The 16,435-nt window shown below is 68.6% G+C and carries 25 protein-coding genes; 2 read left to right on the plus strand and 23 right to left on the minus strand.

Annotated elements, in window-relative coordinates; translation table 11 throughout:
• Positions 1–26: 26 nt before the first annotated feature.
• From ACFCV8_RS03570 to rpsJ, 23 genes are all read right to left on the minus strand, one after another.
• Positions 27–683, minus strand: a complete 657-nt coding sequence (locus tag ACFCV8_RS03570) for an adenylate kinase (RefSeq protein ID WP_376683596.1) — start codon at positions 681–683, stop codon at positions 27–29.
• On the minus strand, positions 683–2,002 hold the full coding sequence (gene secY, locus ACFCV8_RS03575; protein WP_376683597.1) for a preprotein translocase subunit SecY: 1,320 nt from the start codon (positions 2,000–2,002) through the stop codon (positions 683–685). Before secY ends, ACFCV8_RS03570 begins: the two co-directional genes overlap by 1 nt.
• A gap of 216 nt (positions 2,003–2,218) precedes the next feature.
• A complete protein-coding gene (rplO, locus tag ACFCV8_RS03580; RefSeq protein ID WP_376683598.1) occupies positions 2,219–2,674 on the minus strand; it encodes a 50S ribosomal protein L15 in 456 nt (151 codons plus the stop codon).
• A gap of 1 nt (position 2,675) precedes the next feature.
• Positions 2,676–2,858, minus strand: a complete 183-nt coding sequence (rpmD, locus tag ACFCV8_RS03585) for a 50S ribosomal protein L30 (RefSeq protein WP_030914154.1) — start codon at positions 2,856–2,858, stop codon at positions 2,676–2,678.
• Positions 2,858–3,463 (minus strand): 30S ribosomal protein S5, encoded by a 606-nt coding sequence (gene rpsE, locus ACFCV8_RS03590; RefSeq protein WP_030914151.1) that lies wholly within the window; start codon positions 3,461–3,463, stop codon positions 2,858–2,860. Before rpsE ends, rpmD begins: the two co-directional genes overlap by 1 nt.
• A 46-nt stretch (positions 3,464–3,509) precedes the next feature.
• Entirely contained in the window at positions 3,510–3,893 is a 384-nt protein-coding gene (rplR, locus tag ACFCV8_RS03595) for a 50S ribosomal protein L18 (protein ID WP_111337428.1), read from the minus strand.
• Positions 3,894–3,895: 2 nt separating this feature from the next.
• Positions 3,896–4,435 (minus strand): 50S ribosomal protein L6, encoded by a 540-nt coding sequence (gene rplF, locus ACFCV8_RS03600; protein WP_376683599.1) that lies wholly within the window; start codon positions 4,433–4,435, stop codon positions 3,896–3,898.
• Between the two features lie 21 nt (positions 4,436–4,456).
• A complete protein-coding gene (gene rpsH / locus ACFCV8_RS03605; protein WP_005313538.1) occupies positions 4,457–4,855 on the minus strand; it encodes a 30S ribosomal protein S8 in 399 nt (132 codons plus the stop codon).
• A 225-nt stretch (positions 4,856–5,080) separates the two neighbouring features.
• Positions 5,081–5,266 (minus strand): type Z 30S ribosomal protein S14, encoded by a 186-nt coding sequence (locus ACFCV8_RS03610; protein ID WP_003956452.1) that lies wholly within the window; start codon positions 5,264–5,266, stop codon positions 5,081–5,083.
• A 2-nt stretch (positions 5,267–5,268) separates the two neighbouring features.
• Positions 5,269–5,826, minus strand: a complete 558-nt coding sequence (gene rplE / locus ACFCV8_RS03615) for a 50S ribosomal protein L5 (RefSeq protein WP_093540759.1) — start codon at positions 5,824–5,826, stop codon at positions 5,269–5,271.
• Positions 5,826–6,149: a 50S ribosomal protein L24 gene (gene rplX, locus ACFCV8_RS03620; protein WP_073786786.1), complete on the minus strand. Its 324-nt coding sequence runs from the start codon at positions 6,147–6,149 to the stop codon at positions 5,826–5,828. The genes rplE and rplX overlap by 1 nt, the downstream gene beginning before the upstream one ends.
• A gap of 2 nt (positions 6,150–6,151) precedes the next feature.
• Positions 6,152–6,520 (minus strand): 50S ribosomal protein L14, encoded by a 369-nt coding sequence (gene rplN / locus ACFCV8_RS03625; protein WP_003966950.1) that lies wholly within the window; start codon positions 6,518–6,520, stop codon positions 6,152–6,154.
• A 109-nt stretch (positions 6,521–6,629) separates the two neighbouring features.
• Positions 6,630–6,914, minus strand: coding sequence for a 30S ribosomal protein S17 (gene rpsQ / locus ACFCV8_RS03630; protein WP_030977953.1), 285 nt, complete (start codon positions 6,912–6,914; stop codon positions 6,630–6,632).
• Complete coding sequence (rpmC, locus tag ACFCV8_RS03635) at positions 6,914–7,138, minus strand: 50S ribosomal protein L29 (protein WP_014047786.1); 225 nt, start codon at positions 7,136–7,138, stop codon at positions 6,914–6,916. The genes rpsQ and rpmC overlap by 1 nt, the downstream gene beginning before the upstream one ends.
• On the minus strand, positions 7,138–7,557 hold the full coding sequence (gene rplP, locus ACFCV8_RS03640; RefSeq protein WP_072485538.1) for a 50S ribosomal protein L16: 420 nt from the start codon (positions 7,555–7,557) through the stop codon (positions 7,138–7,140). The genes rpmC and rplP overlap by 1 nt, the downstream gene beginning before the upstream one ends.
• 5 nt (positions 7,558–7,562) lie before the next feature.
• Positions 7,563–8,405: a 30S ribosomal protein S3 gene (gene rpsC, locus ACFCV8_RS03645; protein WP_093540760.1), complete on the minus strand. Its 843-nt coding sequence runs from the start codon at positions 8,403–8,405 to the stop codon at positions 7,563–7,565.
• Positions 8,405–8,752 (minus strand): 50S ribosomal protein L22, encoded by a 348-nt coding sequence (rplV, locus tag ACFCV8_RS03650; protein WP_004571827.1) that lies wholly within the window; start codon positions 8,750–8,752, stop codon positions 8,405–8,407. Before rplV ends, rpsC begins: the two co-directional genes overlap by 1 nt.
• A gap of 43 nt (positions 8,753–8,795) precedes the next feature.
• Positions 8,796–9,077 carry a 30S ribosomal protein S19 gene (rpsS, locus tag ACFCV8_RS03655; protein ID WP_003966956.1) on the minus strand — a complete coding sequence of 94 codons (282 nt, stop codon included), beginning with the start codon at positions 9,075–9,077 and terminating at the stop codon, positions 8,796–8,798.
• A gap of 12 nt (positions 9,078–9,089) precedes the next feature.
• A complete protein-coding gene (rplB, locus tag ACFCV8_RS03660) occupies positions 9,090–9,926 on the minus strand; it encodes a 50S ribosomal protein L2 (RefSeq protein ID WP_072485540.1) in 837 nt (278 codons plus the stop codon).
• Positions 9,927–9,966: 40 nt separating this feature from the next.
• Complete coding sequence (gene rplW, locus ACFCV8_RS03665) at positions 9,967–10,290, minus strand: 50S ribosomal protein L23 (RefSeq protein WP_189544130.1); 324 nt, start codon at positions 10,288–10,290, stop codon at positions 9,967–9,969.
• The gene (gene rplD, locus ACFCV8_RS03670) at positions 10,290–10,940 is read right to left on the minus strand and encodes a 50S ribosomal protein L4 (protein ID WP_093540763.1); all 651 of its coding nucleotides are present in this window, start codon (positions 10,938–10,940) and stop codon (positions 10,290–10,292) included. The genes rplW and rplD overlap by 1 nt, the downstream gene beginning before the upstream one ends.
• Positions 10,941–10,944: 4 nt before the next feature.
• Positions 10,945–11,589, minus strand: a complete 645-nt coding sequence (gene rplC / locus ACFCV8_RS03675) for a 50S ribosomal protein L3 (RefSeq protein ID WP_376683600.1) — start codon at positions 11,587–11,589, stop codon at positions 10,945–10,947.
• A gap of 13 nt (positions 11,590–11,602) precedes the next feature.
• Positions 11,603–11,911, minus strand: coding sequence for a 30S ribosomal protein S10 (gene rpsJ, locus ACFCV8_RS03680; protein ID WP_003948644.1), 309 nt, complete (start codon positions 11,909–11,911; stop codon positions 11,603–11,605).
• A 537-nt stretch (positions 11,912–12,448) separates the two neighbouring features.
• Between rpsJ and ACFCV8_RS03685 the strand changes: the two genes are divergently transcribed.
• Positions 12,449–14,155, plus strand: coding sequence for an RNA ligase family protein (locus ACFCV8_RS03685; protein WP_376683601.1), 1,707 nt, complete (start codon positions 12,449–12,451; stop codon positions 14,153–14,155).
• Complete coding sequence (locus tag ACFCV8_RS03690) at positions 14,156–16,408, plus strand: poly(A) polymerase (RefSeq protein WP_376683602.1); 2,253 nt, start codon at positions 14,156–14,158, stop codon at positions 16,406–16,408.
• Positions 16,409–16,435: the final 27 nt, after the last annotated feature.

Genomic DNA, 16,435 nt, shown 5'->3' on the forward strand with positions numbered 1-16,435 from the left:
ACTGCGCGGTACTGCGGGTGTTGCGGTCAGTCCTTGCCGGACTTCAGAGCCTCCATCGCGCGCTCGGTCACATCGGTGACCTTGCCGAGCGCGGAAATGGTGACCACCAGGTTCTGGGCCCGGTAGTAGTCGATGATCGGCTCGGTCTGCGTGTGGTAGACCTCCAGCCGGGTGCGGACGGTCTCCTCGCTGTCGTCGTCACGCTGGTACAGCTCGCCGCCGCAGACGTCGCAGACGCCCTCGGTCGCCGGCTTGTTGTACTCCACGTGGAAGACGTGCGAGCCGTCGTTCCGGCAGATCCGGCGGCCGGCGATGCGCTTGACCACCTCGTCCTCGGGGACCTCCAGGTCCAGGACCGCGTCGAGCTTGGTGCCCTCGTCCTTCAGCATGGCGTCAAGCGCCTCGGCCTGACCCACGTTGCGCGGGAAGCCGTCCAGCAGGAATCCGTTCTCGGCGTCCGACTGGGACATGCGGTCCTTGGCCATCCCGATGGTGACCTCGTCCGGAACCAACTTGCCGGCGTCCATGAAGGAGCGGGCCTGCTTGCCAAGGTCGGTGCCCTGGCTGATGTTGGCGCGGAAGAGATCGCCCGTGGAGATCTGCGGAATCGACAGGTTCTTGGCAAGGTACGCAGCCTGCGTTCCCTTGCCGGCACCGGGCGGCCCGACGAGGACGATTCGCATCAGCGGAGGAACCCTTCGTAATTGCGCTGCTGGAGCTGACTCTCGATCTGCTTCACGGTCTCCAGACCCACACCCACGATGATGAGGATGCTCGTCCCGCCGAACGGGAAGTTCTGGTTCGCGCCACCGAAGCTTGCCAACGCCATCGTCGGCACAAGAGCGATCAGACCCAGGTACAGCGAGCCCGGCCAAGTGATCCTGTTGAGTACGTAGCTCAGATACTCGGCAGTAGGTCGACCAGCCCGGATACCCGGGATGAACCCACCATACTTCTTCATGTTGTCGGCGACTTCCTCGGGGTTGAACGAAATCGCCACATAGAAGAAGGCGAAGAAGACGATCAACAGGAAGTACGCCGTGATGTAGTACGGGTGGTCGCCCTTGACCAGGTTGTCCTTGATCCAGGTGGCCCAGCCCGCGGTGGAGTTCGAGAACTGGACGATCAGGGCGGGGATGTAGAGCAGCGAAGAAGCGAAGATGACGGGGATAACACCCGCCTGGTTGACCTTCAGCGGAATGTACGTGGACGTGCCGCCGTACGACCTGCGACCGATCATCCGCTTCGCGTACTGCACCGGGATCCGGCGCTGGGCCTGCTCGACGAAGACGACGAGGCCGACCATCACGAAGCCGATCAGGATGACGGTGCCGAACTCGATCCAGCCGTCGGCCAGCTTGCCGCTGGTCTTGATGGCCCAGAGCGAGCCCGGGAAGCTGGCGGCGATCGAGATGAACATCAGGATCGACATGCCGTTGCCGATGCCGCGGTCGGTGATGAGCTCACCGAGCCACATGACGGCCGCGGTACCCGCGGTCATCGTGATGACCATCACGATGGTCGTGAAGATCGACTGGTTGGGCACGATGTCCTTGGCCACCGGGCAGCCGCTGAAGAGCGCGCCGCTGGTGGCGGTGGCCACCAGGCCGGTGCCCTGGAGGATGGCGAGCGCGACGGTCAGATAACGCGTGTACTGCGTGATCTTGGCCTGGCCGGACTGGCCTTCCTTCTTGAGCGCCTCGAGTCGGGGAATGACCACGGTCAGCAGCTGAAGGATGATGCTGGCCGTGATGTACGGCATGATGCCGAGCGCGAAGATCGTGATCTGCAGCAGTGCACCACCACTGAACATGTTCACCAGACCGAAGAGGCTGTTGTTGCCCTTACTGGCCTGATCAACACACATCTGGACGTTCTCGTAACTCACTCCCGGTACCGGGATGTGGGCCCCGAGCCGGTAGATCACGATGATGCCGAGCGTGAAGAGCAGCTTCTTGCGCAGGTCGGGCGTCTTGAACGCCCGGGCGAACGCGGTGAGCACGGTGCCTCCTGCGACCCCCCGCGCAGAGCGTAGAGGTGACGGTCTTGAGGATCGACGAATACGTAAACAGCCAAAGTCCCCGGGCAGTAGCCCAGGGGTTACCACACAACGACGCACGCCACCTTACCGGCGACCATGCCCCCCTAGGAACGACCAACCGGGGATGCCCCAAATGAGAGGCATCCCCGGTCGGGTGGTTCAGGCCATCGAGTTGTCTCAGACGAGCTCGGTGACGGTACCGCCGGCGGCGGTGATCTTCTCCTTGGCGGAGCCGGAGACGGCGTCAACCGAAACCTGCAGCGCCACGGAGATCTCGCCCTGTCCGAGGACCTTGACGAGGTGGTTGTTGCGCACGGCACCCTTGGCGACCAGGTCGGCCACGGTGACCTCGCCACCCTCGGGGTAGAGGGTCGCGAGCTTGTCCAGGTTCACGACCTGGAACTCGGTGCGGAACGGGTTCTTGAAGCCCTTGAGCTTCGGGAGACGCATGTGGAGGGGCATCTGCCCACCCTCGAAGCGCTCCGGAACCTGGTAGCGGGCCTTGGTGCCCTTGGTGCCACGACCGGCGGTCTTACCCTTGGACGCCTCACCACGACCCACACGGGTCTTGGCGGTCTTGGCGCCCGGGGCGGGCCGGAGGTCATGGGCCTTCAGCGGCTTGTTCTCCGCCATGTCAGTCGACCTCCTCAACCGTCACGAGGTGGCGCACGGTGTGAGCCATGCCGCGGAACTCGGGACGGTCCTCCTTGACGACGACGTCGTTCAGGCGCTTCAGCCCGAGCGAACGCAGCGTGTCGCGGTGGTTCTGCTTGCTGCCGATGTACGACTTCGTCTGCGTGATCTTGAGGCGAGCCATTACGCACCCGCTCCCGCACGCGCACGGAGAAGAGCCGCGGGGGCGACGTCCTCGAGCGGCAGACCGCGGCGGGCCGCGATCTCCTCGGGACGCTGCAGGCCCTTGAGGGCCGCCACGGTCGCGTGCACGATGTTGATCGCGTTGTCGGAGCCGAGCGACTTCGACAGGATGTCGTGAACGCCGGCGCACTCCAGAACGGCGCGCACCGGGCCACCGGCGATAACACCGGTACCGGGGGAAGCAGGCTTCAGCAGGACGACGCCCGCAGCCTTCTCGCCCTGGATCGGGTGAGGAATGGTGCCCTGGATACGCGGGACCTTGAAGAAGTTCTTCTTGGCCTCTTCCACGCCCTTGGCGATGGCCGCGGGAACTTCCTTGGCCTTGCCGTAGCCGACACCGACGGTGCCGTCACCGTCGCCCACCACGACCAGCGCGGTGAAGCTGAAGCGACGACCACCCTTCACAACCTTGGCGACGCGGTTGATCGCGACAACGCGCTCAACGTACGCGGTCTTCTCGGCGGCAGCTGCGCCGCCGTCACGGCCCTTCCGGTCCCGCCGCTCGCCGCCACCGGCACCGCTTCCGCGGCGCTGGGGTCCAGCCATTGGATTTACCTCTCTCTGTTACGTCCGCTGTGCGTAGGAACCGGGCTCAGAACTTCAGACCGGCTTCACGGGCGGCGTCAGCCAGAGCGGCAATCCGCCCGGCGTACTGGTTACCACCGCGGTCAAACACGACGGCCTCGACGCCTGCGGCCTTGGCACGCTCAGCGACCAGGGCGCCGACCTGCTTGGCCTGGCTGCTCTTGTCGCCCTCGCCACCACGGATGGAGACGTCCAGGGTCGACGCCGACGCGAGCGTGTGGCCCGCGATGTCGTCGATGACCTGAGCGACCATGTGGCGGTTGGACCGCGTCACGACCAAGCGGGGACGCTCCGGCGAACCGGAGATGTGCTTGCGGACACGGATGTGGCGACGCTTGCGGGCGGCGCGCTTGTATGCGTCGCCCTTGGCGATCTTCACGCCGTATGCCATGGCTACTTACCAGCCTTTCCGACCTTGCGGCGGATGACCTCGCCGGCGTACTTGACGCCCTTCGCCTTGTACGGGTCGGGCTTCCGCAGCTTGCGGATGTTGGCCGCGACCTCGCCGACCTTCTGCTTGTCGATGCCCTCGACAGACAGCTTGGTCGGGGACTCGACCTTGAAGGTGATGCCTTCCGGCGCCTCGACGACGATCGGGTGGCTGTAGCCCAGGGCGAACTCCAGGTTGGAGCCCTTCGCCTGGACGCGGTAACCGACACCGCTGATCTCGAGCGCCTTGGTGTATCCCTGGGTCACACCGGTGATCATGTTCGCCACCAGCGTGCGGGACAGGCCGTGCAGGGCCTTGTTCTGACGCTCGTCGTTCGGGCGCGTGACGCTGATGAAGCCGTCCTCACCCTTGGTGACCTCGATCGGCGCGGCAACGGTGTGCGTGAGGGTGCCCTTGGGGCCCTTCACGGCGACCGTACGGCCATCGATGGTGACGTCCACACCGGCGGGAACCTGGATGGGGAGCTTGCCGATACGCGACATGAGCTATTCCTCCGTTCCCGACTACCAGACGTAGGCGAGGACTTCCCCACCTACGCCCTTCTTCTGAGCCTGCTGGCCGGTCAGGAGGCCGTGGGACGTGGAGATGATCGCCACGCCCAGGCCGCCGAGAACCTTCGGCAGGTTGGTGGACTTTGCGTAAACACGCAGACCCGGCTTCGAGATGCGCTTGATGCCGGCGATCGAGCGCTCGCGGTTCGGGCCGAACTTCAGCTCGAGGACGAGGTTCTTGCCGACCTCGGCGTCCTCGACCTTCCAGCCGGTGATGAAGCCCTCCTGCTGGAGGATCTCCGCGATGTGCGACTTGATCTTGCTGTGCGGCATCACGACGGAGTCGTGGTACGCCGAGTTCGCGTTGCGCAGACGCGTGAGCATGTCTGCGATGGGATCAGTCATGGTCATGAATTGGCCTTCGGCCTCTCTCGCCGGGGTTTCCTGTATGCGCCATCCCTCTCCCCGCTCAGAGGCGGGACGGGTGCGGTGCGGGGACCTACGGCGTAGTAAGTCGGTCTAGGGCGGCAGGCGCCCAACCCCACAAGCCTACGACATGTGGGAGCGGGCTCCTGCCGACCAGATGCTTACCGAGAGCTTTCCGGTGATTCCCAACGCCCTGGGGGCGAAGGAGAATTACCAGGAGCTCTTGGTCACGCCCGGCAGCTCGCCACGGTGAGCCATCTCACGAAGGCACACGCGGCACAGGCCGAACTTGCGGTAGACGGAGTGGGGCCGGCCGCAGCGCTGGCAGCGCGTGTACGCGCGGACGCCGAACTTCGGCTTACGGGCGGCCTTAGCGATCAGAGCCTTCTTCGCCACGGTCAGTTCTCCTTGAACGGGAAGCCGAGGTGACGAAGGAGGGCACGACCCTCGTCGTCGTTGGTCGCCGTGGTGACCACGGTGATGTCCATGCCCCGGACCCGGTCGATCTTGTCCTGGTCGATCTCGTGGAACATGACCTGCTCCGTGAGACCGAAGGTGTAGTTGCCACGGCCGTCGAACTGCTTCGGCGACAGACCACGGAAGTCACGGATACGCGGCAGCGCGAGCGACAGCGTACGGTCCAGGAACTCCCACATGCGGTCACCACGGAGGGTGACGTGGCAGCCGATCGGCTGACCCTCGCGCAGCTTGAACTGCGCGATGGACTTGCGGGCCTTGGTCACGGCCGGCTTCTGACCGGTGATCGTGGTGAGGTCGCGCACGGCGCCGTCGATCAGCTTGGAGTCGCGGGCGGCGTCGCCCACACCCATGTTGACCACGATCTTCACGAGGCCCGGAACCTGCATGACGTTCTCGTACGAGAACTCCTCACGCAGCTTGCCGGCGATTTCCTCGCGGTACTTCGTCTTCAGACGCGGAGTGGTGGTGGTAGCCATCAGATGTCCTCACCCGTCCGCTTGGCAACGCGGATCTTGTTGCCTTCGTCGTCGAAGCGGTAACCGACGCGCGTGACGACCTTCTTGCCGTCCTTCTCCACGACGAGCTGAACGTTGCTCACGTGGATGGGGGCCTCGGTCGTGACAATGCCACCGGTCTGCGAACCGCGAGCGGTCTGACCGGCCTTGGTGTGCTTCTTGACCCGGTTGACACCCTCGACGAGGACGCGGTCCTGAGCGGGGTAGGCCACGATGACCTTGCCCTGCTTGCCCTTGTCCTTACCGGTGATGACCTGGACCAGGTCGCCCTTCTTGATCTTCATGCTTACAGCACCTCCGGCGCGAGCGAGATGATCTTCATGAACTTCTTCTCGCGCAGTTCCCGGCCCACCGGGCCGAAGATGCGGGTGCCGCGGGGGTCACCGTCGTTCTTCAGAATGACGGCGGCGTTCTCGTCGAAGCGGATGTACGAGCCATCCTGACGGCGACGCTCCTTGACGGTGCGAACGATGACCGCCTTGACGACGTCACCCTTCTTCACGTTGCCACCGGGGATCGCGTCCTTGACGGTGGCGACGATGACGTCACCGATGCCCGCGTAGCGGCGACCCGAACCACCGAGAACACGGATGGTGAGGATTTCCTTCGCACCCGTGTTGTCGGCGACGCGAAGTCGCGACTCCTGCTGGATCACGTCTATCTCCTGATCGTCTGCCGGTTCCCGGCGGGGAGTCCCGTAAATGCTTTACGCGACTCCCCGCCGAGCCTGGCGGAACTTGCCTGAGGGGAGTGCCCCTCAGGAATTACTTGGCCTTCTCGAGGATCTCGACGACGCGCCACCGCTTCGTGGCGGACAGCGGCCGGGTCTCCATCAGGAGGACGCGGTCGCCGACGCCGGCGGCGTTCTGCTCGTCGTGCGCCTTGAGCTTGTTCGTACGGCGGATGACCTTGCCGTACAGCGCGTGCTTGACACGGTCCTCGACAGCGACGACGACGGTCTTGTCCATCTTGTCGCTGACGACCAGACCCTCGCGGGTCTTGCGGAAACCGCGGTCGGTGTTCGTCTCAGTCACAGTCTTCTCGCTCATCAGACGCTCTCCACCGTCTCGATGCCCAGCTCGCGCTCGCGCATCAGGGTGTAGATCCGGGCGATGTCCTTACGGACGGACTTGAGCCGACCGTGGTTCTCGAGCTGCCCGGTCGCCGCCTGGAAGCGGAGGTTGAACAGCTCTTCCTTGGCCTCGCGGAGCTTGTTGAGCAGCTCCTCGTTGCCCAGCTCGCGCAGCTCGGACGCCTTGGTTCCGGCCGACATCACGCCTCACCTGCCTCGCGCCGAACGATGCGGCACTTCATCGGAAGCTTGTGAGCTGCGCGGGTGAGCGCCTCACGAGCAATCTTCTCGTTCGGGTAGGACAGCTCGAACATCACCCGACCGGGCTTGACGTTCGCGATCCACCACTCGGGAGAACCCTTACCGGAACCCATGCGGGTCTCGGCGGGCTTCTTCGTCAGGGGACGGTCCGGGTAGATGTTGATCCAGACCTTGCCGCCACGCTTGATGTGGCGGGTCATCGCGATACGAGCGGCCTCGATCTGGCGGTTCGTCACGTACGCCGGGGTCAGCGCCTGGATGCCGTACTCGCCGAACGCAACCTGCGTGCCACCCTTGGACATACCGCTGCGCTTCGGGTGGTGCTGCTTGCGGTGCTTGACCCTACGGGGGATCAGCATTTCGGTCAGGCCTCCGTTCCGGTGCTCTCGGCAGCCGGAGCGGCAGCGGCGGGAGCCTCGGCCTTGGGGGCCTCGGCAGCCGGGGCCGACTGCTGCTGCGGCTTGCGGCCGCGACCGCCACGCTCGCCACCGCGGCCACCACGGCCGGCCGGGCGGTCAGCGCCGCCACGGGCCGGGCGGTTGCCGGCGCGGGCAGCGGCGTTCTCGGCGCGGACCTCGGCGATGTTCTTGACGTCGCCCTTGTAGATCCAGACCTTCACGCCGATGCGGCCGAAGGTCGTCTTGGCCTCGAAGAAGCCGTAGTCGACGTTCGCGCGGAGGGTGTGCAGGGGCACACGGCCCTCGCGGTAGAACTCCGAGCGGGACATCTCGGCGCCACCGAGGCGGCCACCGCACTGGATCTTGATGCCCTTGGCGCCGGCCTTCATCGAGGACTGCATGCTCTTGCGCATGGCCCGACGGAAGGAGACGCGGGAGGAGAGCTGCTCGGCGACGGCCTGGGCCACCAGCTGAGCGTCCACCTCGGGGTTCTTGACCTCGAGGATGTTCAGCTGGACCTGCTTGCCGGTCAGCTTCTCCAGCTCGCCGCGGATGCGGTCCGCCTCGGCGCCGCGGCGGCCGATGACGATGCCGGGACGCGCGGTGTGGATGTCAACGCGGACGCGGTCGCGGGTGCGCTCGATCTCAACCTTCGAGATGCCGGCCCGCTCCATGCCCTTCGTCATCATGCGACGAATGGCGACGTCTTCCTTGACGTAGTCCTTGTACAGCTTGTCGGCGTACCAACGGGACTTGAAGTCCGTGGTAATGCCGAGCCGGAACCCGTGCGGGTTTACCTTCTGGCCCATTACCGGGTTCCTTCCTTGCTGCTGACGACCACGGTGATGTGGCTGGTCCGCTTACGGATCCGGTAGGCACGACCCTGGGCACGCGGACGGAACCGCTTCAGGGTCGGGCCCTCGTCCACGTACGCCTCGCTGATGACCAGCGAAGAGGCGTCGGTGTGGTCGTAGTTGTGTGCGGCGTTGGCGATGGCGCTGTCCAGCACCTTGCCAACCGGCACGCTCGCGGCCTGCGGGGCGAAACGCAGGACCGCCTGAGCCTCCGTGGCATCCATGCCACGGATGAGGTCCACCACGCGGCGGGCCTTCATGGGCGTGACGCGGATGTACCGCGCCTGGGCCCTGGCTTCCATGGTTGTCCCTTCGGTGTAAGTCATTAGTCGTTCCACTCCGCGATTAGCGGCGCTTCGACTTCCGGTCGTCCTTGACGTGGCCGCGGAAGGTGCGAGTCGGCGAGAACTCGCCGAGCTTGTGGCCGACCATCGACTCGGTGACGAACACCGGGACGTGGATCTTGCCGTTGTGCACCGCGATGGTGTGACCCAGCATGGCCGGGACGATCATCGAGCGACGGGACCAGGTCTTGATGACGTTCTTGGTGCCTGCCTCGTTCTGTACGTCCACCTTCTTGATGAGGTGGCCGTCGACGAAGGGCCCCTTCTTGAGACTGCGCGGCATCTAAACCCGCTCCTAGCGCTTCTTGTTCGTCTTGCGGCGGCGGACGATGTACTTGTTCGATGCCTTCTTCGGCGAACGAGTACGACCCTCCTTCTGACCCCACGGCGAGACCGGGTGACGACCACCGGAGGTCTTGCCTTCACCACCACCGTGCGGGTGGTCAACCGGGTTCATCGCGACACCGCGGACGGTCGGGCGGACGCCCTTCCAGCGCATACGGCCGGCCTTGCCCCAGTTGATGTTCGACTGCTCGGCGTTGCCGACCTCGCCGATGGTGGCGCGGCAGCGGGCGTCGACCAGGCGGATCTCACCCGACGGCATACGAAGGTGGGCCATGGTGCCCTCCTTCGCCAGCAGCTGCACGGAGGCACCCGCGGAGCGGGCGAACTTCGCGCCGCCGCCGGGCCGCAGCTCGATGGCGTGGATGGTCGTACCGACCGGGATGTTGCGCAGCGCCAGGTTGTTGCCGGGCTTGATGTCGGCGGCCGGGCCGTTCTCGACACGGTCACCCTGCGACAGGCCACGCGGCGCGATGATGTAGCGCTTCTCGCCGTCCGCGTAGTGGAGCAGCGCGATGCGCGCGGTGCGGTTGGGGTCGTACTCGATGTGCGCGACCTTGGCCGGCACGCCGTCCTTGTCGTGACGACGGAAGTCGATCACGCGGTAGGCGCGCTTGTGGCCACCGCCCTGGTGGCGAACGGTCACACGACCGGCGTTGTTACGGCCGCCCTTGCTGTGCAGCGGGCGGACCAGCGACTTCTCCGGCGTGGACCGCGTGATCTCGACAAAGTCGGCGACGCTGGAGCCACGACGGCCCGGGGTCGTCGGCTTGTACTTGCGGATACCCATTTCTCAGTCCTCGTCCGATTCCGGACGATCCAGACCGCCCTTAGGCGGTCGGACCGCCGAAGATGTCGATACGGTCGCCCTCGGCGAGGGTCACGATGGCGCGCTTCGTGTCGGCGCGCTTGCCGAAACCGGTGCGGGTGCGCTTGCGCTTGCCCTGTCGGTTGATCGTGTTGACCCCGGTGACCTTGACCGAGAAGACCGCTTCCACGGCCTGCTTGATCTGGGTCTTGTTGGAGCCGGGCGCGACGATGAACGTGTACTTGTTCTCGTCGAGCAGCGCGTAGCTCTTCTCGGACACGACCGGCTTGACGAGAACGTCGCGCGGGTCCGAGTAGGTCTTGCTGGTAACGGTCGCCTCGCTCATCAGGCGTCGCTCCCTTCGGTCTCAGCGGTCTGGGGGCCAGACACGAAGGACTCGAAGGCGGCCTGGGTGAAGACCACGTCGTCAGAGACGATCACGTCGTACGTGTTCAGCTGGCCCGGCTCCAGGATGTGCACCTGGGGCAGGTTGCGGGCGGACAGCCACGCGGCCTCGTCGGCACGGTCGACGACCAGGAGCAGGTTCTTGCGCTCCGAGATCTTGCCGAACAGCGTCTTGGCGGCCTTCGTGGAGACTGCACCGTCGACCACGCCGGTGACGACGTGGATACGGGAGTGACGGGCCCGGTCGGAGAGGGCACCGCGCAGGGCGGCGGCCTTCATCTTCTTCGGGGTCCGCTGCGAGTAGTCACGCGGCTGCGGGCCGTGGACGACGCCACCGCCGGCGAACTGCGGCGCACGGGTCGAACCCTGACGCGCGCGGCCGGTGCCCTTCTGGCGGTACGGCTTGCGGCCACCACCACGGACCTCGCCACGGGTCTTCGTCTTGTGCGTGCCCTGACGGGCAGCTGCCAGCTGGGCGACGACGACCTGGTGGATCAGCGGAACGCTGGTCTTGGCGTCGAAGATCTCCGCGGGGAGCTCGACGGTACCGGCCTTGTCGCCTGCCGGCGAAAGGATGTCAATGGTGCTCATTACCTCAAGCCCCCTTGGCCGCGGTACGGACCAGGACGAGGCCGCCGTTCGGACCGGGGACTGCGCCCTTGATGAGGAGCAGACCCTTCTCCGCGTCAACCGCGTGGATGGTCAGGTTCTGGGTGGTGACACGCTCGTTGCCCATGCGACCCGCCATGCGCATGCCCTTGAAGACACGGCCGGGGGTGGCACAGCCACCGATGGAGCCAGGCATACGGTGCACACGGTGGGCACCGTGGGACGCCTTGCCGCCCTTGAAGTTGTGACGCTTCATCACACCGGCGAAGCCCTTGCCCTTGCTCTTGCCCGTGACGTCAACCTTGACGCCGGACTCGAACACCTCGGCAGTGACCTCCTGGCCCAGCGTGTACTCGCTGGCGTCGGAGGTGCGGAGCTCCACCAGGTGGCGGCGCGGGGTCACGTCGGCCTTGGCGAAGTGGCCCTTGAGGGGCTTGTTCACCTTGCGCGGGTCGATCTCGCCGAAGGCGATCTGGACCGCTTCGTAGCCGTCGCTGTCGTTGGTGCGGATCTGGGTGACGACGCAGGGCCCGGCCTTGACGACGGTCACCGGGACGACCCGGTTGTTCTCGTCCCAGACCTGGGTCATGCCGAGCTTCTCGCCCAGGACGCCCTTAATGTTCTTAGCCATCTCGCGCGTCACCTCAGAGCTTGATCTCGATGTCGACGCCCGCCGGCAGGTCGAGACGCATCAGCGAGTCAACCGTCTTCGGCGTGGGGTCGAGGATGTCGATGAGGCGCTTGTGCGTGCGCATCTCGAAGTGCTCGCGCGAGTCCTTGTACTTGTGCGGCGACTTGATGACGCAGTACACGTTCTTCTCAGTGGGCAGCGGCACCGGGCCTGCGACCGACGCACCAGTGCGGGTCACCGTCTCGACGATCTTCTTCGCCGAGGAGTCGATGACCTCGTGGTCGTAGGCCTTGAGCCGGATGCGGATCTTCTGTCCCGCCATGGCTACTAGTAGTCCTGTCTCTCTCGTAACGCTCTGGAACCCGGGGGTTCTCCTGACTCCGTCTCCGACCCACGCGGTCGGGCGTGTCGCATCCCCTCTACGCAGATCTCCCGAAGGATTTCCCAACCAAGGGGGTGCGGGCCCGAGGACCGCAGGACCGGGGGCGGAACACCCACCGGGTGCCTGGCCGGTGCCCCACTGACGCTTCCCGGAAGATTCCCGTACGTCCGACCCGCAAGGGGTCGACGAGTACTGTGGGACTCGCTTCCGGTCCTCCCGGCGGGAGGCGCGCAGCATTGACACTCAACCGAGCAACCTGGTCAGTGTGCCATACGGGACATGAGCCTGGCCAATCGGGCGGAGGATCTTACCCCGCGCGCTCCTCCGGTCAAACGCGGGCGCGCGGCGGGCGGTGCCGATCCGGGCCTCCGGGGCGTGATGCGGGACGCGATGCGGGGCGAAATCGGGTGGGGCGCCGCCTGCTGCCCCGCCTAGAGTGACCGGCCGGAAGGACCGTCGTCACCGGGGGCATCGATCATGCGTACGCACTATCCGCGCACCCCGCACCTCCCCTGGTCCCCCGGCGCCACCTCGGACGACGTACGGATCGCGGACCTCGCCGGGCTGACCGGCCGCGAGGTCGTCGTCACCGAGAAGCTGGACGGCGAGAACACCACTCTGTACGCCGACGGGCTGCACGCCCGCTCGCTCGACTCCGCGCACCATCCCTCCCGGGGCTGGGTGAAGGCGCTCCAGGGCCGGATCGGGGCGCGGATTCCGGACGGGTGGCGGATCTGCGGCGAGAACATGTTCGCCCGCCACTCGATCCCGTACGACGGTCTGGAGAGCTTCTTCTACGGCTTCTCCGTCTGGGACGGGGAGCGCTGCCTGGGCTGGGACCGGACCGTGGCGTTCCTGCGGGAGCTGGGGGTACCGGCACCGCCGGTGCTGTGGCGCGGGGTGCTCGACGCCCGCGCGGAAAAGGCGCTGCGGGCGCTGCGGCCGGACACCGGACGGCAGGAGGGGTACGTGGTGCGGCCCGCGGACGGCTTCGGCGCCGCGGACTTCGGGCGGCTGGTCGCCAAGTGGGTGCGGCCGGGCCATGTGACCACCGGGACGCACTGGATGCACGCCGAGGTCGTACCGAACGGGCTGGGTCCGGCCGCCGCGCTGTGGGCCGTACGGTCCGGCGCCCCGGCCGACGCGGGGGCGCTGGCCGCCGCGGCGGGCGCGGATACGGATACGGATACGGATGCGGATGCGTATCCGGGCACGGAGGACGCCGGGGCCGTGGCGGCGACCACGGACGCGCTGGACGCGCTGGGGGTCACCGGCGAGGACCGGCTCGCCGGGGTGCTGGCCGCGCTGCTGCGCCGCTCCCGCCGCGCCGGGCTCGGCGGGGCGCTGGCCCCGGCGCTGGGGATGCCGCTCGCCCGGCGCGTCGCCGACCTCGTGGGACTGCACCCGGGGCTGCACCTCCCGTACCCGGACGAGGAGCGCCACGCCGGGCTGGCCCGGATGTCCCGCGCCGCCGCCCTGCCGGTGCTCCACGCGCTCGCCGGGGCCCTGGCCGAGAGCGGCGAGGCGCGCGAGCAGGTGGAGTGGTCGGCCCTGTACGCGCGTGAGGTGGTGGAGCCGGCCGGGCTGCGGGAGGCCTTCGACGACCTGGCGCCCGACGCCGCCGACCGCTGCCTGGCGCAGGCCCGCGAGGCGTACGCGCTGGGCCGGGTCGCCACCGCCGAGGAGGCCGTCGCCGCGACCTGGCGGTGGCGGGACGGGGACTTCCCCCGCCTGGTGCACCTGGTCGGGCCCTCGGGCAGCGGCAAGAGCACCTTCGCCCGGGGGCTCCCCGGCGTCGGCACGTACCTGTCGCTCGACGACCTGCGCCTGGCCCGGGGCTCGCGCGCCGACCAGCGGGCCAACGGGGACGTGCTGCGCGAGGGGCTCGACCGGCTGGACGCGGCGCTCGCGGCGGGCGGCACCGTCGTCTGGGACGCCACCTCGCTCAACGCCCACCAGCGCTCCCTGGTCCACGCGGTCGCCCGGCGCCGGGACGCGCTGCTCACCCACGCCGTGGCCCTGGTGGACGGGGCGGAGCTGGTCCGCCGCAACGGGCGCCGGGACCATCCGGTGCCGCCCGGGGTGCTCGACGCGCAGCTGCGCCGTTTCGTGCCCCCGTACCCCGGCCAGGCGCACCGCACCTGGTACATCGGCGCGAGCGGGACCGTGGAGGACAGGGCGTAGATGAGGACGAGCGAGGAGATCTACCACCGGGTCCGGTGGGACGGCCGGTTCGATCCGGCGCGCTTCGTGATGGGCGTGGCGCAGCGCGGCCGGGAGGCCAAGCGGGTGCCGCTGCCCCGGTTCACGCCCGGCGGGGAGGTGCCCTGGCACCGGGTGCTGTTCTTCGAGGCGGACGGCGAGCTGGTGTGGGACCGCTCCTCGGGCACGGACCGGATCGACGCGACGGAGGCCGGGCGGGTGCGGGTGCCGCGCCGGCTGCCGTCGCCGTACTTCGTCTCCCGGACGCCGCACGCGTACGCGGCGGACCGGTCGGCCTGGGTGCCGGTGGACGAGGAGGCCCGGACCCCGGAGCCGCGCTCCGGTCCGCTGACGGTGCTGACCTGGAACACCCTGTGGGACCGCTACGACAGCGAGCTCATCCACACCGCCCGGCGCAGGCCCCTCCTGCTCGACGCGCTGCGCGACGCGGACGCCGACGTCATCGCCCTCCAGGAGGCCGAACCCGCCCTGCTCGGTCTGCTGCTGGCGGCACCCTGGGTCCGCGCGGAGTACACCGTCTGGGCCGATCCGGCGGGCCGCGACACCGGGGAGTACGGTCTGCTGCTGCTCAGCCGGGTACCGGTGGCGGAGGCGGGGCTGCACGCGCTCGGTCCGCACAAGGCGGTCGCGGCGGTCGTCGTGACCGGTCCGGACGGGCCGCTCACGGTCGCCGTGACCCATCTCAGCAGCGACCACTCGGCCGACGGCGCCGGCCGCCGGGATGCCGAACTGGCCGATCTGGCAACGGGGTTGGCAGCGGTCGAGGGCGATCTGGCGCTGCTCGGCGACTTCAACGACGGCGGGAGCACCCCGCAGGACCGGCTGGGGATGGCGGACGCCTGGAGCCTCGCGCACGGCGCGGACGACCGGACGCCCACCTTCGACCCCTCGGTCAACGCGCTGGCCGCGGTCTCGTCGCTGACCGGGCGGGTCTCCCGGCTGGACCGGGTGCTGCTCCGCGCGGAAGGGCTGCGGCCCGCCTCGGCGGTGCTGCTGGGCCGGGTCCCGGCGCCGGACGGGCTGTACGTATCGGACCACTTCGGGGTGCGGGTGGAGCTGGCCGCCGGGGAGCTGCCCGCAATGGACGAGACGGACGCGGCGGACGAGGCGCGTGCGGCCGGTGTGGTGCGCCGGGTGGCCGCCGCGCTGCCCGGGGCGTCCGTCCACCTGACCGGCTCGCGGCGGATGGGCTGCGCGCTGCCCGGCGCGGACGTGGACCTGGTCGCGGTGCTGCCCGGGACGGTGGACCCGGCGGCGACGGTACGGAAGCTGCTGGCCGGGGCGCTGCCGGATGCCACCGGGCTGCGCGAGGTGGCCGGGGCCCGGGTGCCGGGACTGCGGTTCGCGCTGGACGGGCTCGGGGTCGACCTGGTGACCGTGGCGGCGGGGACCGTCCCCCCGGCCGGTGCGGTGGGCCGCCGGGACGAGCTGGGCGCGGCGGCGGCCGTCGCGCTGAGCGCGGTGAGCGACGCGGAGGCGGTGGCCGGGGCGGCGGACCCGCACCGGGCGGCGTTCGTGCGGCTGGCCCGGGAGGTGAAGGGGTGGGCGCGGGCGCGCGGCCTGGACTCCGCCCCGTTCGGCGGGCTGCCGGGCCTCGCGTGGGCGGTGCTGGCGGCCCGTACCGCCCGGGAGTCCGGGCAGTCGGCCCCGCTCCCGTTGCTGCGGCACTTCTTCGCGACCTGGGCCACCTGGGACTGGGCCGAGCCGGTCGGCGACGGGCTCCAGGCTTCCCCGGGCACCCCCGGCCCGCTCACGGTGCTGACGCCGACCGCCCCGGTCCGCTCCTGCACCGCCCAGGTGTCCCCTGCCGGGCGTGAGCTGATCGCCGGGGAGCTGCTGCGGGCCTGGGAGATCCTGGAGTCGGCCGCCGACGCCGGACCCGTACCGCGCGCCCTGCTCCGTACCCCGCCGTCCCCGTACGCGGACCACGCGGCGTGGGCGCTGGTCTCCGTGCGCCACGGGGCGGACGAGGGCCGGTTCCGCGGCCGGGTCCTCGCCCTGCTCGCCGCCCTCGCGCAGGCGGGCGCGCCGGACGCCCGCGCCTGGCCCCGCCCGTGCGGCTCGGACGCCACCCACGTCCAGTACGCCCTCGGCCTCGGCCGCACCCCGCCCGGCCCGGCCCGGCTCGCGGAGATCGGCGCCGAACTCCTCCGGGGCCTGCCCGACGCCACCCTCCACCACGTGCCGACGGGCCAGGAGCCGGAGCTACGGTGACGCCGCCGGGCACGCCCGCGCCCCGAC

This window comes from Streptomyces sp. NPDC056347, from assembly GCF_042262625.1.
GTDB lineage: Bacteria > Actinomycetota > Actinomycetes > Streptomycetales > Streptomycetaceae > Streptomyces.

Bases quoted from the DNA above. Each gene is read 5' to 3' on its own strand.
- ACFCV8_RS03570 (WP_376683596.1), bottom strand. From the start codon at position 683: ATGCGAATCGTCCTCGTCGGGCCGCCCGGTGCCGGCAAGGGAACGCAG.
- rplO (WP_376683598.1), bottom strand. From the start codon at position 2,674: ATGGCGGAGAACAAGCCGCTGAAGGCCCATGACCTCCGGCCCGCCCCG.
- rpmD (WP_030914154.1), bottom strand. From the start codon at position 2,858: ATGGCTCGCCTCAAGATCACGCAGACGAAGTCGTACATCGGCAGCAAG.
- rpsE (WP_030914151.1), bottom strand. From the start codon at position 3,463: ATGGCTGGACCCCAGCGCCGCGGAAGCGGTGCCGGTGGCGGCGAGCGG.
- rplR (WP_111337428.1), bottom strand. From the start codon at position 3,893: ATGGCATACGGCGTGAAGATCGCCAAGGGCGACGCATACAAGCGCGCC.
- rplF (WP_376683599.1), bottom strand. From the start codon at position 4,435: ATGTCGCGTATCGGCAAGCTCCCCATCCAGGTTCCCGCCGGTGTGGAC.
- rpsH (WP_005313538.1), bottom strand. From the start codon at position 4,855: ATGACCATGACTGATCCCATCGCAGACATGCTCACGCGTCTGCGCAAC.
- rplE (WP_093540759.1), bottom strand. From the start codon at position 5,826: ATGGCTACCACCACCACTCCGCGTCTGAAGACGAAGTACCGCGAGGAA.
- rplX (WP_073786786.1), bottom strand. From the start codon at position 6,149: ATGAAGATCAAGAAGGGCGACCTGGTCCAGGTCATCACCGGTAAGGAC.
- rpsQ (WP_030977953.1), bottom strand. From the start codon at position 6,914: ATGAGCGAGAAGACTGTGACTGAGACGAACACCGACCGCGGTTTCCGC.
- rpmC (WP_014047786.1), bottom strand. From the start codon at position 7,138: ATGTCGGCCGGAACCAAGGCGTCCGAGCTGCGCGAGCTGGGCAACGAG.
- rplP (WP_072485538.1), bottom strand. From the start codon at position 7,557: ATGCTGATCCCCCGTAGGGTCAAGCACCGCAAGCAGCACCACCCGAAG.
- rpsC (WP_093540760.1), bottom strand. From the start codon at position 8,405: ATGGGCCAGAAGGTAAACCCGCACGGGTTCCGGCTCGGCATTACCACG.
- rplV (WP_004571827.1), bottom strand. From the start codon at position 8,752: ATGGAAGCCAGGGCCCAGGCGCGGTACATCCGCGTCACGCCCATGAAG.
- rpsS (WP_003966956.1), bottom strand. From the start codon at position 9,077: ATGCCGCGCAGTCTCAAGAAGGGGCCCTTCGTCGACGGCCACCTCATC.
- rplB (WP_072485540.1), bottom strand. From the start codon at position 9,926: ATGGGTATCCGCAAGTACAAGCCGACGACCCCGGGCCGTCGTGGCTCC.
- rplW (WP_189544130.1), bottom strand. From the start codon at position 10,290: ATGAGCGAGGCGACCGTTACCAGCAAGACCTACTCGGACCCGCGCGAC.
- rplD (WP_093540763.1), bottom strand. From the start codon at position 10,940: ATGAGCACCATTGACATCCTTTCGCCGGCAGGCGACAAGGCCGGTACC.
- rplC (WP_376683600.1), bottom strand. From the start codon at position 11,589: ATGGCTAAGAACATTAAGGGCGTCCTGGGCGAGAAGCTCGGCATGACC.
- rpsJ (WP_003948644.1), bottom strand. From the start codon at position 11,911: ATGGCGGGACAGAAGATCCGCATCCGGCTCAAGGCCTACGACCACGAG.
- ACFCV8_RS03685 (WP_376683601.1), top strand. From the start codon at position 12,449: ATGCGTACGCACTATCCGCGCACCCCGCACCTCCCCTGGTCCCCCGGC.
- ACFCV8_RS03690 (WP_376683602.1), top strand. From the start codon at position 14,156: ATGAGGACGAGCGAGGAGATCTACCACCGGGTCCGGTGGGACGGCCGG.